The organism is Streptomyces sp. JNUCC 63 (assembly GCF_054366325.1).
In genome coordinates, this window is the sequence record NZ_CM135963.1 from 348,424 (window position 1) to 361,469 (window position 13,046).

Annotated in this window: 14 protein-coding genes; 9 read left to right on the top strand and 5 right to left on the bottom strand. The window is 73.4% G+C overall.

Features of this window, described 5'->3' with window-relative positions:
- Positions 1–29: 29 nt before the first annotated feature.
- The 4 genes from ACX25U_RS01585 to ACX25U_RS01600 all read left to right on the top strand — a co-directional run bounded on the left by ACX25U_RS01585 (position 30) and on the right by ACX25U_RS01600 (position 5,267).
- Entirely contained in the window at positions 30–1,280 is a 1,251-nt protein-coding gene (locus ACX25U_RS01585) for an SLC13 family permease (protein WP_454394758.1), read from the top strand.
- A gap of 20 nt (positions 1,281–1,300) precedes the next feature.
- The gene (locus ACX25U_RS01590; RefSeq protein WP_454388359.1) at positions 1,301–1,804 is read left to right on the top strand and encodes a universal stress protein; all 504 of its coding nucleotides are present in this window, start codon (positions 1,301–1,303) and stop codon (positions 1,802–1,804) included.
- A gap of 22 nt (positions 1,805–1,826) precedes the next feature.
- Positions 1,827–2,372 (top strand): flavoprotein, encoded by a 546-nt coding sequence (locus ACX25U_RS01595; protein ID WP_454388361.1) that lies wholly within the window; start codon positions 1,827–1,829, stop codon positions 2,370–2,372.
- 723 nt (positions 2,373–3,095) lie between these two features.
- Positions 3,096–5,267, top strand: a complete 2,172-nt coding sequence (locus tag ACX25U_RS01600) for a ricin-type beta-trefoil lectin domain protein (protein ID WP_454388363.1) — start codon at positions 3,096–3,098, stop codon at positions 5,265–5,267.
- Positions 5,268–5,288: 21 nt separating this feature from the next.
- Here ACX25U_RS01600 and ACX25U_RS01605 read toward each other — a convergent pair whose 3' ends face one another.
- On the bottom strand, positions 5,289–5,486 hold the full coding sequence (locus ACX25U_RS01605; RefSeq protein WP_454388365.1) for a ferredoxin: 198 nt from the start codon (positions 5,484–5,486) through the stop codon (positions 5,289–5,291).
- Positions 5,487–5,498: 12 nt separating this feature from the next.
- Positions 5,499–6,704 (bottom strand): cytochrome P450, encoded by a 1,206-nt coding sequence (locus ACX25U_RS01610; RefSeq protein WP_454388367.1) that lies wholly within the window; start codon positions 6,702–6,704, stop codon positions 5,499–5,501.
- A 280-nt stretch (positions 6,705–6,984) separates the two neighbouring features.
- Here ACX25U_RS01610 and ACX25U_RS01615 point away from each other — a divergent pair, with 280 nt between their 5' ends.
- On the top strand, positions 6,985–7,617 hold the full coding sequence (locus tag ACX25U_RS01615; protein ID WP_454388369.1) for a LysE family transporter: 633 nt from the start codon (positions 6,985–6,987) through the stop codon (positions 7,615–7,617).
- Positions 7,618–7,729: 112 nt separating this feature from the next.
- The gene (locus ACX25U_RS01620; protein ID WP_454388371.1) at positions 7,730–8,173 is read left to right on the top strand and encodes a nitroreductase family deazaflavin-dependent oxidoreductase; all 444 of its coding nucleotides are present in this window, start codon (positions 7,730–7,732) and stop codon (positions 8,171–8,173) included.
- A 66-nt stretch (positions 8,174–8,239) separates the two neighbouring features.
- Here the strand turns inward: ACX25U_RS01620 and ACX25U_RS01625 are convergent, their stop codons facing one another.
- Positions 8,240–9,160: a cation diffusion facilitator family transporter gene (locus ACX25U_RS01625; RefSeq protein WP_454394760.1), complete on the bottom strand. Its 921-nt coding sequence runs from the start codon at positions 9,158–9,160 to the stop codon at positions 8,240–8,242.
- Between the two features lie 207 nt (positions 9,161–9,367).
- Between ACX25U_RS01625 and ACX25U_RS01630 the strand changes: the two genes are divergently transcribed.
- Positions 9,368–10,387 carry a glutathione S-transferase family protein gene (locus ACX25U_RS01630; protein WP_454388373.1) on the top strand — a complete coding sequence of 340 codons (1,020 nt, stop codon included), beginning with the start codon at positions 9,368–9,370 and terminating at the stop codon, positions 10,385–10,387.
- A 36-nt stretch (positions 10,388–10,423) separates the two neighbouring features.
- Positions 10,424–10,723 (top strand): DUF4235 domain-containing protein, encoded by a 300-nt coding sequence (locus ACX25U_RS01635; protein ID WP_454388375.1) that lies wholly within the window; start codon positions 10,424–10,426, stop codon positions 10,721–10,723.
- A 224-nt stretch (positions 10,724–10,947) separates the two neighbouring features.
- Here ACX25U_RS01635 and ACX25U_RS01640 read toward each other — a convergent pair whose 3' ends face one another.
- A complete protein-coding gene (locus tag ACX25U_RS01640) occupies positions 10,948–11,340 on the bottom strand; it encodes a VOC family protein (protein ID WP_454388377.1) in 393 nt (130 codons plus the stop codon).
- Positions 11,341–11,416: 76 nt separating this feature from the next.
- Positions 11,417–11,881 (bottom strand): pyridoxamine 5'-phosphate oxidase family protein, encoded by a 465-nt coding sequence (locus tag ACX25U_RS01645; RefSeq protein WP_454388379.1) that lies wholly within the window; start codon positions 11,879–11,881, stop codon positions 11,417–11,419.
- 101 nt (positions 11,882–11,982) lie between these two features.
- Between ACX25U_RS01645 and ACX25U_RS01650 the strand changes: the two genes are divergently transcribed.
- The gene (locus ACX25U_RS01650) at positions 11,983–12,942 is read left to right on the top strand and encodes an NADP-dependent oxidoreductase (protein WP_454388381.1); all 960 of its coding nucleotides are present in this window, start codon (positions 11,983–11,985) and stop codon (positions 12,940–12,942) included.
- The last annotated feature ends 104 nt before the right edge of the window (positions 12,943–13,046 follow it).

Genomic DNA, 13,046 nt, shown 5'->3' on the forward strand with positions numbered 1-13,046 from the left:
CCTTTGATCGCGTCCGGAAGGACCCCGCCCTGAGCACCCCGCTCGCCGAGAGCCTCTCGGTCGTCCTGCTCGTCGCCGTGCTCGCCTGGGCCGTCATCCGCCCGTTCGGGTGGCCGGAGGCGGTCATGGCCGTGCCCGCCGCCGGTGTCGCCGTCGCGACGGGCGCGATCCCGCTCGACCACGCCCGGGCCGAGGCGGAGCGGCTGGGGCCGGTGGTCGGGTTCCTGGCCGCGGTGCTGGTGCTCGCCCACTTCTGCGACGTCGAGGGGCTGTTCCAGGCGTGCGGGACGTGGATGGCCCGCTGGGCGCGGGGCCGCCCGGTGCGGCTGCTGACGGCGGTGTTCACGCTGGCCTCCGCCATCACCGCGGTGCTCAGCCTGGACGCCACGGTGGTGCTGCTCACGCCGGTGGTGTTCGCCACCGCCGCCCGGACCGGCGTACGGCCCAAACCGCACGTGTACGCGTGCACGCACCTGTCCAACACCGCGTCGCTGCTGCTGCCGGTCTCCAACCTCACCAACCTGCTGGCGTTCGCGGCGAGCGGGCTGAGCTTCACCCGGTTCGCGGCACTGATGGCGCTGCCCTGGCTGGTCGCGATCGGCGCCGAGTACGTGGTGTTCCGCCGCTTCTTCGCCCGCGACCTGGCGGCCGCGGCACCCTCGCCGCGTATCGGGGAGCCGCCCGGGCTGCCGTTGTTCGCGCTGGTCACCGTGGCCTGCACGCTCGTCGGCTTCGTGGTGGCGTCCACGTTCGGCGTCGAACCGGTGTGGGCGGCGCTGGCCGGGGCGCTGGTGCTCGCCGGGCGTGCGCTGGTGCGGCGGACGGCGACCCCGCTGACAGTGGTGCGGGCCGCGGCGCCGGCCTTCCTCGCTTTCGTCCTGGCCCTCGGCATCGTGGTGCGCGCGGTGGTCGACAACGGCCTCGCCGGCGCGCTCGGGCACGTCCTGCCCGGCGGCACGGGGCTGCCGGCGCTGCTCGCCGTCGCCGCGCTGGCCGCCGTACTCGCCAACCTGATCAACAACCTGCCGGCGGTGCTGGTCCTGCTGCCGCTGACCGCGCCGGCCGGGCCGGGGGCGGTCCTCGCGGTGCTGCTCGGGGTGAACATCGGCCCGAACCTCACCTACGCCGGTTCCCTCGCGACCCTGTTGTGGCGGCGGATCGTGCACCAGCACGAACACGGCATGGACCTCAAGGAGTTCACCCGGCTCGGTCTGCTGGCCGTGCCGTCCGCGCTGCTTCCCGCGGTGGTGGCACTGTGGGGAGCGCTCCAGGTCCTTTGAAGACGGAGGAGGCCGACCGGATGCGTGTGATCGCCTGGCTGGTGGAGGGCACCTGGCCCGCCTGCGTGGACGCCGTGCGCACCCATGCGCCCCACGCGTCCGAGGTGGTCCTGCTGCACGTCAGCGGGGAGGACGTGCCCGGCGTGGCGCACGGGGCGTTCGCCGGGCTGCTCGGCCGTGGGCATCCCGAGAGGGATCCGGGAGATCTGCTGGCGGACCTCGGCGGTACGTCGGCGGCCGAACTGCTGGACGCGGCGGCGGCCCGGCTCGGGCGGCCGTGCACGCGGCTGGAGCGCGGCGGGCGGGTGGAGCGGGAGGTGGTGGCCGCCGCGGAGGACGCGGACCTGCTGGTGCTGGCCCGTGACGGCGACCGCGAGCGGCTCGGGCCGCGCAGCCTCGGTCCGGCCGTGCGGTTCGCCGTGGACCACGCGCCCTGCCCGGTGCTGCTGGTGTGGCCTGAGGCGGCGCCGGACCTCACGACGATGCCGCCTCCCCCGCCTCCGCCTCCGCCGCACCACCGCTGACGTGGTTCAGTAGGCTCTCCGGGTGAGCGAACAGGCCGACAAACCCTCCGGGAAACCCTTCCTCTACGTCGTCATCTGCGCCGCCGGCGTCGCCGCGGGCGTCAGCGAGCTGATCACCGCCGCGCAGGAGCGGGGCTGGGAGGTCGGGGTCGTCGCGACGCCGGTCGCCATGAGCGGGTTCTTCGACACCGCGGCGGTCGAGGCGCGGACCGGCCGCCCCCTACGCTCCGCCTGGCGCGCGCCCGGCGACCCGCGGCCGTTCCCGCCGCCGGACGCCGTGGTCGTCGCGCCCGCCACCTTCAACACCGTCAACAAGTGGGCCGCCGGAACCGCCGACACCCTCGCCCTGGCCACCCTGTGCGAGACCTACGGCATGGGCGTCCCGGTCGCCGTCCTGCCGTGCGTCTCCGCCACCCTGGCCGCCCACCCCGCCTACCGGGAGAGCCTCGCGCGCCTGCGCGGCATGGGCGTCCGCTTCGGCGAGCCGTTCTCCGGCGAGCCGCGCGAGGACGGCGGCCGGCCGGGGTTCGGCTGGGAGCGGGCGCTGGACCTGCTGGACAGCTTCTAGAACCGGCCTGCTCCGAAGCGTGCGTGGGCGCCGGCCCGGGCGCGGCCGGCGTCAGCGTGGCGTGGACGGTGCCGGTCAGGTCCACGCCCACGGGCACGGACTGTACGCGCACGGTGGCGGTGATGTCGTACGTACCGGGGCCGGGTGTGCGCCCGAGCCCGGCAGGGTGCCCGAGGCCACCGTCGAGCCGCTCCGGGCGGCGGTCCGGGCGCCCGAGGTGCGGCAGGCGTGGCCGGCCTTCGTCGAGGGGCATCCGCGGTTCGCCGCGGCCGAGACCGCCATGACCGGGGTACCGCCGCTCACGCACAGGCCTACCGAGGCCCACTGGTGGCCGGGCCGCGCAGGACGCCCGCCGGGGCGCACAGCGCCGCCGGCACGTCCGGGGCCGCCGCCCTGGGCGGATCCGGGCGGCCCCGGGCGGACGACACCGGGACGGGCGGCAGCCCGGCCACTCCCACGCCGCGCGGTCACCTGACGGAAGCGGTCACGGACCCGTAATTTCCTTTGACGATTCGTCAATCGAGGCAGTGCCGAGAGCGCCTGGCACAAAACCGTGTGATCCCTTGTTGCTCGCCGCTGACCTGTGCAAAGGTGTGGCCTGTCGGCGAGCAGACCATGGGTCCTCCCTCTGCGCGGTGGACGTTCGAGATGCCGGCGCCCCATTTTTGGTACGGACCAAATCCGCGGTGTGTATGGAGGAATGCAGCCGTGAAAGACCCGGGCATGTCCAATTCCCCCACGTCACGCGGTCCGTTCGGTATCACGGACGAACAGTTGAGCGCCGAACTCAGGAAGTGGGCGGGTGCCACGCCCGCTCCGCAGCCCGTCGGTGAACTGCTGGACCGGCACTGGGAAGCGGCGTTCGCCTACGCACGGCTGTGCACCGACGGTCCGCAGTCCGCGGGCATGCTCACCACCGCGGCCTTCACCCGTCTGTTCGGCCAGTCCCTGCGGCAGTCGGGGCCGACGGCCGCCTGGCGTCCCCAACTGCTCGTCACCGTACGGCGCATCGCGGCCGAGTGGAGCGCGGACCACCGGCAGGAGATGCTGCACCCGGATCTGCGGACGGCGGGCGGCGACGGCGACCGGATCGGCGCGCGCCTGCTGCCGCCGAGCGACCGGCGCCTGCTCTCCCGGGCGTTCCAGCGGCTGTCCCAGGCTGCCCGCGCCCTGTTGTGGCACGCCGAGGTCGAGGCCGAACCGCTCGCGGCCCCGGCCCGGCTGCTCGGCATCGACGAGGAGGACGCGCGCGTCGAGTTGCGGCGGGCCCGCGAACGGCTGCGCGAGGAGTGTCTCCAGGCGCACCGCGAGGTCGCCCCCCAACAGGAGTGCCTGCTCTACCTCCGGCTGCTCGACGTGACGTACCGGCGTGACGGCGTCGACCTCGACCCGGACCTGCGCACGCACCTGGCCGGCTGCACGCACTGTCGGCACACCGCCGACCAACTGGCCCAGTTCAACGCGGACCTGGGCGCCGCGCTCGCCGAGGGCGTCCTCGGCTGGGGCGCCCGCGCCTACCGCGACTCCCGCCTGACGCCTACGGCCCAGGAAGACCCGGCGTCCCCACCATCCGCCGGCGGCGAGCCGTTCGTACCCGTCGGGGGAGAGCCGTTCGATTCCGCCGGCTCGGGTGCGCCGTCCTCCGGCAGAAGGCCGGCGTCGGATGCGTCCGCCGCCGGGCCGTTCGCGGCTGACCGGGCCGGTACGCCCGCCGTCGGCGAGCCGTTCCCGGCCGCTGCCTCCGGCAAAGCGTCGGGAGCCACCGCGGGTTCCCCGGCCGGGACCCGGGACCGCGCCCGGGGCCCGGTCTCCGAGGCGGAGCCGGCCGGCCGCCGGGCGGTGGCCGAGCCGGGCGCGAAGCCGGCTTCGGCGGGCCGTAGGGGCGCCGCGAAGGCCGGCCCGGCGTCGGCCTCGGTGGGCCGGGAAGTGGCGCCGGATTCCGCCACGGAGCCGGCCTCGGCGGGTGCCGGGGTCCGGTCGCGTGCGGGTGGGCGGCGGGTGGCTCAGAAGGCGGCGCGGCGGGCCGCGCGGCAGCGGAATCTCGCCATCGCGGTGGCCATGGTGAGCGGGCTGGTCGTGCTGCCGCTCGTACTGTGGGCGGTTCTCGGTTCCGGGGACGGTACGACCGCCACCGGAGCCGACGGGCGGCCCTCCGGCGCGCCCGGCAGCGGCCCCCCGTCCGCCGGGCCGTCCCGGGTCGGCGCCGCGGGCAAGACCACTCTGCGCGGACGGCTGCACAACGTAGCCTCCGGACTGTGCGTCGGCGTGGTGGGCAAGAAGGCCGTCGAGGGCGCGGAGACCGGGCTGACGAACTGTTCCTCGTCGCACGACCAGCAGTGGGTTTACGAGACCGACGGCCTGCTGCGCAGCGGCGCCGCGCCCGGCCTGTGCCTGGACTCCCGCCCGGGCTACTCGGTACGACTCGCCCCCTGCACGGGCCCCTCCGGGCCGGGCGCGAAGGACATCCGCTACGACTTCACCCTGCAGGGCACCCTCGTGCCGCGCTTCGACCAGGACCTGGCCCTGACACCGGCCGCCACCGACGGCGGGGGCGCCCTCGTGCTCAAGATCCGCGCGAAGAGCGACACCCAGCGCTGGGCGATGGACACCTTCAGGCCCGACCCGCAGATGGAGGTGGTCAACTGGGGATCGGACGGCGGCTCCTCGGACCGGGCGTTGTTGGCCCCGCCCACCCCCGGACCGTCGGTCTCGGCGAAGCAGGCCGCCCCGCCAGCTCCGGCCACCACGGCACCCCGGACGACCCCGCAGCCGACGGTCACCAGTGCCGGCCCGACCCCCACCGACAGCTGTGACGCCTACGATCGCTCCTGCTCACGGGACCACGACAGGCGTCACCGCCACCCAGGTGGCGGATACGGCCGCGGCGGTCACTGAACGGCCCCCGGCCTGCCGGGCTCAGTCGTCCTCCGACACCGTGATGGCGCCCACGGGGCAGGCCCGGGCGGCTTCCCGGACCAGCGGGTCGCCGCTGCCGTCCTCGCGGCCGGGCAGCAGGGTGCTGAAGCCGTCGTCGTCCTGGGTGAACACGCCCGGTGCGGTCAGGGCGCACTGTCCGGCGCCGATGCAGCGGTCCTTGTCGATGTGGATGCGCATGGCGGCAGCCTCTTACCAGGTCACGGGGAGTTCCAGCATCCCCTGGATGGTGTCGCCCGGCTTGAAGGGGATCTCGTCCGACGGGGCGGCGAGCCGGAGCGTGGGCAGCCTCTCGAAGAGGGTGCGCAGGGCGATCTCGAGCTCGGCGCGGGCGAGGTTCTGGCCGAGGCACTGGTGGATGCCGAAGCCGAAGGCGACGTGGTGGCGGGCCGGGCGGTGCCAGTCGAGCGTGTCGGGGGCGGGGTAGACGTCCTCGTCCCGGTTGATGACGGAGGTGGAGAAGACCACGCCCTCCCCGGCCCTGATCGTGGTCCCGGCGATCTCGATGTCCTCGGTGGCCAGGCGCAGCAGTCCGTCCGCGATGGACAGCATCCGCATCAGCTCCTCGACCGCGGCGGGCAGCAGCGAGGGGTCGGCACGCAGTTCGGCCAGCCGGTCGGGGTGCTGCAGGAGCGTGTAGGTGCCGAGGGAGATCATGTTGGCGGTGGTCTCGTGGCCCGCGACCAGGAGGATCATCGCCAGGGCGGTCAGCTCCTCGCGGTCGAGCTCGCCCTCGCGCAGCCGCTGCTGGACCAGTTCGTCCAGCAGGCCCTCACCGGTCTGCTGCTGCTTGCGGTCGATCAGTGCGTCCAGGTACGCCCGGAGCCGGTCCCGGGCGTCCCGTGTGTCCTCGGCCGTCGGTCCGCGCAGCAGCCGCCTCGACTGCGCCTCGAAGAACTCGTGGTCGGCGTAGGGCACGCCGAGCAGCGCGCAGATCACCGTGGACGGCACCGGCAGTGCGAAGGCGCGCACCAGTTCGGCGGGCGGCCCGTGAGCGATCATCTCGTCCAGCAGGTGGTCGACGATCTCCTGGATCCGGGGCCTGAGCTCGGTGGCGCGCTTGAGGGTGAAGCTCGGGATCATCATGCGCCGCTGGGTGCGGTGCCGGGGGTCGTCGACGCCCAGGAGCGCGGGCCTGCGGTCGCGGACCGCGGCGAAGCGGGGCGTGGTGGCCGGGAAGCCCGAGCGGGTGCGGTCCGTGGACAGCCGGGGGTCGACCAGCAGGTCACGGGCGAGGCCGTGGCCGGTCACGAGCCAGGCCGGGCGGCCGTCGTAGAGCCGGATGCGGGCCAGCGGCCGGGCGGCGCGCAGCGTGTCGTAGCCGGTGGGCGGGTGGTAGGGGCAGCTCCGGTCCTGGGGGAAGGCGACCGGTTCGGACAGTTCGGTCAGATCCGTCATGGAAGACCTCGCAGACGAAGGGTGCGCCGAGCCGGTCCTCATTGGATGCCCGAGGCATCCATCGGCGCGACGGGAAGTTCGGCCAGATCGACGATCTGCGGGAACTGGCCGGGAATCACCCATTCCGCATCGTAAATCGATTGCCGCCCACACCGCACGGCGTGCAGGATCCGGCCATGCCCACGACCGACGTGTTCCTGCCGCTGCCGTCCGCCGCCGACCTTCCGGCGCGGTGCCAGCAGCAGCCCGGCCGCCCCTGGAGGCCCGGTCCCGCGCTGCCGTGACCGCGGCGCTCGTCGCCGGGCTGCTCGCGGGCTACGGCATCGCCGTGCCCGTGGGCGCCGTCGGGACCTACCTCGTCACCCTGACCGCCCGCACGTCCCTGCGGACCGGCTCCTGCGCCGCGCTCGGCGTCGCCACCGCCGACGGCCTCTACGCCCTGCTGGCCGCACTCGGCGGCTCGGCCCTGGCGGACTTGCTGCGGCCGGTGCTGGGGCCGCTGCGCTGGGCGTCGGCCCTGGTGCTGGCGGCACTGGCCGTGGGGGGCGCGGTCACCGCCCTGCGGCAGTACCGCGGGCACCGGCTCGCCACCCGCGCCGGCCCGCCCGCGCCGAGCCCGGCACGCGCCTACCTGGCGCTGCTCGGGATCACCCTGCTCAACCCCACCACGCTGATCTACTTCGCGGCGCTGGTGCTCGGCAGCCGCGCCGCGCACGCCGTACCGCCGTTTGAGCAGACGGTGTTCGTCCTCGCGGCCTTCGCCGCGTCGGCGAGCTGGCAGCTGCTGCTCGCCGGCGGCGGCGCGCTGCTCGGCCGGGCCCTGACCGGCCACCGGGGGCGGCTGGTGACGGCGCTCGTGTCCAGCTGTGTGATCACCGTGCTGGCGGTACGGATGCTGGTGTCGCCGGGATGAGCGACTGTCCTCGGGAGGTGGTGCTCAGCGTGCTGGGGAGGAATCGGATCGGTGCGGATGTTGAATGGGCGGTACAGGACCAGTCACAGACGCGACGAGAGGACGGACGACAATGCCTCTTGAGGGCGAGTACGAGCCCAGCCCGACCCAGTGGGTGCGGGAGCAGGTGGAGCTGTACGAGAACTCCGGCGGCACCGAGGGGACCACGCTGCGGGACACCGGGTTGCCCGTCATCGTGCTGACCACCGTGGGCGCACGCAGCGGCAGGATCCGCAAGACGCCGCTGATGCGCGTGGAGCACGACGGGCGCTACGCCGTGGTGGCCTCCCAGGGCGGTGCGCCCAAGCACCCGTTCTGGTACTTCAACCTCAAGGCCGACCCCCGGGTCGAGCTGCAGGACGGCCCGGTCAAGCAGGACATGACGGCCCGTGAGGTCACCGGTGCGGAGAGGGCCGAGTGGTGGGAGCGGGCGGTCGCCGCGTTTCCCCCGTACGCCGAGTACCGGGAGAAGACCTCGCGGGAGATCCCGGTCTTCGTGCTGGAGGCGGCGGGCTGACACGCCGGCCGGAAAAAGAATCCGGGCCGGGAGGCATGAGTCCGTCCCTGCCCGGGCACCCGTGCCTCAGGCCCCGCCGCGTTCCCCCGTCGCGGCGGGGCTCTCCCGTGCCTCCTCCTCGGCCGGATGGTCGGTCACGTCCAGGAAGATCTGGTCCGCTTCGGGGACGGTGCGGGCGATCGAGCGCTTGATGCGCACGGCGACCTCCTCCACCCGCTCGCTGTCCAGTCCGGGGGTCAGGTCGATCCGGGCGGCCACCAGCAGGGAGTCCAGGCCCATCTTCATCGTGAACAGCGCCTCCACGCTGTCGATCTCCGGCTGGGCCTGCAGCAGGCGCCTGATGCGGCCGCTGAGTTCCGGTTCGGCGGCCTCGCCGATCAGCTGGTCGCGGGCCTCGCGGCCGAGCCGGTAGGCGACGTGGACGAGCAGCGCGCCGATGGCGAGCGAGGCGGACGCCTCCCAGACGACCTGCCCGGTGGCCATGTGCAGCGCCATCCCGATCAGGGCGAGGGTGACGCCGAGCACCGCGGTGCCGTCCTCGGCCACGACCGTGCGCAGCGCCGGGTCGCGCAGGCCGCTTCCACCGCCCTGCCGGCGCACCTGGTGCACCGCCCGCAGCAGGGACAGGCCCTCGGCGAGCAGGGCGACGCCGAGCACGACCAGGCCCGCCACATAGCCGCCGAACGACTCCTGAGCGCCGTCGCGCAGTGCCTCGACCCCCTGGAAGAAGGAGAAGCAGCCGCCCATGACGAAGATGCCGACGGCGGCGAGCAGTGACCAGAAGAAGCGCTCCTTGCCGTAGCCGAAGGGGTGCCGCCGGTCGGCGGGGCGGCGGCTGCGGCGCAGCGCGGCCAGCAGGAAGACCTCGTTGAGGCTGTCGGCCACGGAGTGGGCCGCCTCGGACAGCAGCGCGGGCGAGTGCGCGATCAGGCCGCCGACGGCCTTGGCGACCGCGATGACCAGGTTCGCCGCCAGCGCGATGAGCACGGTGACGCGGGTGTCGCGGTCCTTCGTGTGCTTCCTCGCGTGGTCCTGGGTGTGGTTTCGTGTGTGGTTCCGCGTGTCGTCCGTCGGGTGCTCCCCGGATTTCCCGCTCACGTTCGCCGACTGCCCCGGTCGGCGCGGGTCACACAGTACCGACGGCGGATTTCGGGGAACGCGTTCACCAGGGCACCCGCTGAACAGGGAGGACACATGAGCGACGGGGGCGAGGGCAACGCCGCCTACGGCCACAAGGCCTTCAAGCGGTCCAAGAGCCACTTCGCGGACCGGATCACCGCCGACGGGCGGGACGGCTGGCCGGTGGAGGCCGGGCGGTACCGACTGGTGGTCAGCCGTGCCTGCCCGTGGGCGAGCAGGGCGCTGGTGTCGCGGCGGCTGCTGGGGTTGGAGGACGCCCTGTCGCTGGCCGTCGTCGATCCGATCCAGGACGACCGCAGCTGGCGTTTCACGCTCGACGCCGACGGCCGCGACCCCGTGCTCGGGATCCGCTTCCTGGGCGAGGCCTACGACCGGCGGGAGACGGGTTACCCCGGCGGGGTGAGCGTGCCCGCGATCGTCGACGTGCCCAGCGGCAAGCTGGTCACCAACGACTTCCAGCAGATCACGCTCGACCTCGCCACCGAGTGGACGGCCCTGCACCGTCCAGGGGCGCCGGACCTTTATCCGCGGGCGCTGCGCGACGAGATCGACACGGTGATGGCGGAGGTGTACGAGGACGTCAACAACGGGGTGTACCGGTCGGGCTTCGCCACGAACCAGGAGGAGTACGAGGCCGCGTGCGCGGGCGTGTTCCGCCGGCTGGACCTGCTGACGGACCGCCTGGCCGGGCAGCGCTACCTCGTCGGCGACACGATCACCGAGGCGGACATCCGACTGTTCACCACGCTGGTCCGTTTCGACGCCGTCTATCACGGACACTTCAAGTGCAATCGCTGGAAGCTGGCCGAGAATCCCGTGCTGTGGGCGTACACCCGCGATCTGTACCAGACGCCCGGCTTCGGCGACACGGTCGACTTCGACCACATCAAGCGGCACTACTACGAGGTGCACACGGGCATCAACCCCACCGGCATCGTGCCCCTCGGGCCCGACCTGTCCGGCTGGCTGACCCCGCATCACCGGGAGGAGCTCGGCGGACGCCCCTTCGGCGACGGCACGCCGCCGGGTCCCGTACGTCCCGGCGAGGAGATTCCCGCGCAGGGCAGGCCCTGACACCCACGACCCTCCGCACCGGCAAAGGAGACACAGGTGGCCAAGAAGAAGCACAAGCTCCCGCTCGCCTACCAGCCCGTCGGCTTCGTGCTGGGCTGGGCCGGCGGTGCGCTGGCCGGACTGGCCTTCCGCGCGACGTGGAAGGCCATCCGGCACGAGAACGACGCACCCGACCCGCTCGACGCGGACCGCCGCTGGGGGGAGATTCTGCTCGCGGCGGCCGTCCAGGGCGCGATCTTCGCCGTGGTGCGCAGCGCGGTGGATCGCGCGGGGGCGACGGCGATCGAACGTTCGACCGGGGTCTGGCCGGCGAAGTCGCAGGACGGCCGTGCCTGAGACTCCGGCCGCTTGACAGGTGCGGGTGGGAGCGCCGCGGGGGTGGGTGCGCTTGTCCGCGCTTGCGGGGCACCTCCCCCGAGCTCTTCGAGCAGGGGGTGCCCCCAGCGCCCATCCTCCCCCGAGCTCCCGGCTTCGCTCGAGCAGGGGGGACCCCCATCGCCCTGGAGGTCCCCCTCAGGCGTTCAGCACTGGGGAGGCACGGCTGCCCGCAGGCTGAGCGGTCAGCCCTGTTTGGGACCCCTTTGGTGGGCCCGGCGGAGGGTGAAGCTGTGGCCGGCCGGGTCGGAGCAGCTGCGCTCCTCGTACGGGCCGGGACCGTCCTTCGCCTCCAGGGGACGGCCGCCGAGTTCGACGACCCGGCGCTCGGTCGCGTCCAGGTCCTCCACCAGGAAGTCCAGGTGGACCTGGAGGGAGTTCTCGGGGCGCGGCCAGCTCGGCGGGGTCGCGTTCGCGTCGCGCCGGAAGGCCAGCCGCAGTCCGTCGGCGGCCCGTATCTCCACCAGGTTGGCGGTCGCGTCCGTCTCCCGCGCCTGCAGCAACTCCTTGTAGAACACGGCGAGTTTCTCGGGCTCGGCGCAGTCGAGCACGACGACGCCCGCGGTCACCAGTGGCATGTCTCCTCCGAAGGGTCCGGCGGCGGGACGTGGACGCCCACCGCGCTTGTGTCCCTGGTATCCGCGCCCCGCGGTTTCAGTCGGCCACCAGCCACTCCCCGTCACGCATCAACTCCCGTCCGTCCAGCTCGTTCGCCTCGCGCCAGGCCTGCACGCGCTGGGGACGGATCCGGAAGTACAGATAGGGCGTGGCCAGCCGGCGGGGGTCGAAGCCGGTCTTGGCGGCGAACAACTCGGCTTCCTCCTCGGTCAGTTCGGCGGGCGGCACGGTCTCGACGGTGCCCTCCACGATGACCACGTCCCGGGTCGGCCCGATACCGAGGCGGGCCCTGCCGGTCTCGCGCAGGTTCCGGCCGGTGGGGCCGGCCTCGGGAGTGGCCACCAGCAGCATCCCCGCATCCCAGAGGAAGGACAGCGGCACCAGGTACGGCGCCCCGCCCCCGGCGTCGGCCGTCGCCACCCAGGCGTCGACGTCGTTCTCCAGCCGGTGCAGGGTGTCCAGCTTGCGCTGCTTCGCGGGGCGTGCGGCAGGCGGGGTCATCGTCGAACAGCCTCCTGGTCGTCGTCGTACGGACAGACGTAACCCACTCAGTGTGGACCGTCCGGCATCCCGGCGGGCGGAGCCGGGCAGGGTGAGCCACTATGAGCGATGTGAACACCGTGAACACGATGCGTGCCGTCGGCCAGGACGTCCTCGGTGGGCCCGGGGTGCTGAAGGTGATCGAGGTGGAGCGGCCCGCGCCGCGGCCCAACGAGGTGCTGGTGCGGGTGCGGGCCGCCGGGGTGAATCCCACCGACTGGAAGCACCGGGCCACCGGCGGCTTTCTGGGCGAGCCGCCGTTCGTACTGGGCTGGGACGTCTCCGGCGTCGTCGAGGCGACCGGGATCGGCGCGTCACTCTTCCGGCCGGGCGACGAGGTCTTCGGCATGCTGCCCTACCCGTTCGGCCACGGCTCGCACGCCGAGTACGTGACCGCCCCGGCCCGCGCCTTCGCGCTCAAGCCCGCCGGGATCGACCACACCCAGGCGGGCGCGCTGCCCCTGGTGTCGCTGACCGCCTGGCAGGCGCTGGTGGAGCGGGCGGACCTCCGCGCGGGGCAGCGGGTGCTGATCCACGCGGCGGCCGGCGGAGTCGGTCATGTGGCGGTGCAGATCGCCAAGGCGCGCGGCGCGTACGTCATCGGCACCGCGAGCGCGGGCAAGCACGACTTCCTGCGCGGAATCGGCGTGGACGAGCCGGTCGACTACCGCACGACCGACTTCGCCGAGGCCGTGCGGGACGTCGACGTCGTGCTGGACACCATCGGCGGCGACACCTCCCTCCGCTCGCTGCGGGTGCTGCGCCCGGGCGGGCTCGTGGTGTCGATCCTGCCGGTCGGTTCCGACGACTTCTACGAGGAGGCCGACCGGCTCGGTGTGCGGGCGCTGCGGATGCTGGTCGACGCCGACCACCACGGCATGAAGGCGATCGCGGGGCTCGTCGAGGAGGGCCGGCTGCGCGCCGAGATCGCCGGCACCTTCCCACTGGCCGAGGCCGCGAAGGCGCATGAGCTCGGTGACACCGGCCGCACCACGGGCAAGCTGGTCCTGCTGATGGACTGACCGCAACTGGCAGCAACTGACCACAGCTGGACCGCAATTGACGGCAATTCGAAGACATATGTCAACCGAACATGCTGGAATTCCCCCCTACGGGGGTAACTTGC

Bases quoted from the DNA above. Each gene is read 5' to 3' on its own strand.
- ACX25U_RS01590 (WP_454388359.1), top strand. From the start codon at position 1,301: ATGCGTGTGATCGCCTGGCTGGTGGAGGGCACCTGGCCCGCCTGCGTG.
- ACX25U_RS01600 (WP_454388363.1), top strand. From the start codon at position 3,096: ATGTCCAATTCCCCCACGTCACGCGGTCCGTTCGGTATCACGGACGAA.
- ACX25U_RS01605 (WP_454388365.1), bottom strand. From the start codon at position 5,486: ATGCGCATCCACATCGACAAGGACCGCTGCATCGGCGCCGGACAGTGC.
- ACX25U_RS01610 (WP_454388367.1), bottom strand. From the start codon at position 6,704: ATGACGGATCTGACCGAACTGTCCGAACCGGTCGCCTTCCCCCAGGAC.
- ACX25U_RS01620 (WP_454388371.1), top strand. From the start codon at position 7,730: ATGCCTCTTGAGGGCGAGTACGAGCCCAGCCCGACCCAGTGGGTGCGG.
- ACX25U_RS01630 (WP_454388373.1), top strand. From the start codon at position 9,368: ATGAGCGACGGGGGCGAGGGCAACGCCGCCTACGGCCACAAGGCCTTC.
- ACX25U_RS01640 (WP_454388377.1), bottom strand. From the start codon at position 11,340: ATGCCACTGGTGACCGCGGGCGTCGTCGTGCTCGACTGCGCCGAGCCC.
- ACX25U_RS01645 (WP_454388379.1), bottom strand. From the start codon at position 11,881: ATGACCCCGCCTGCCGCACGCCCCGCGAAGCAGCGCAAGCTGGACACC.
- ACX25U_RS01650 (WP_454388381.1), top strand. From the start codon at position 11,983: ATGAGCGATGTGAACACCGTGAACACGATGCGTGCCGTCGGCCAGGAC.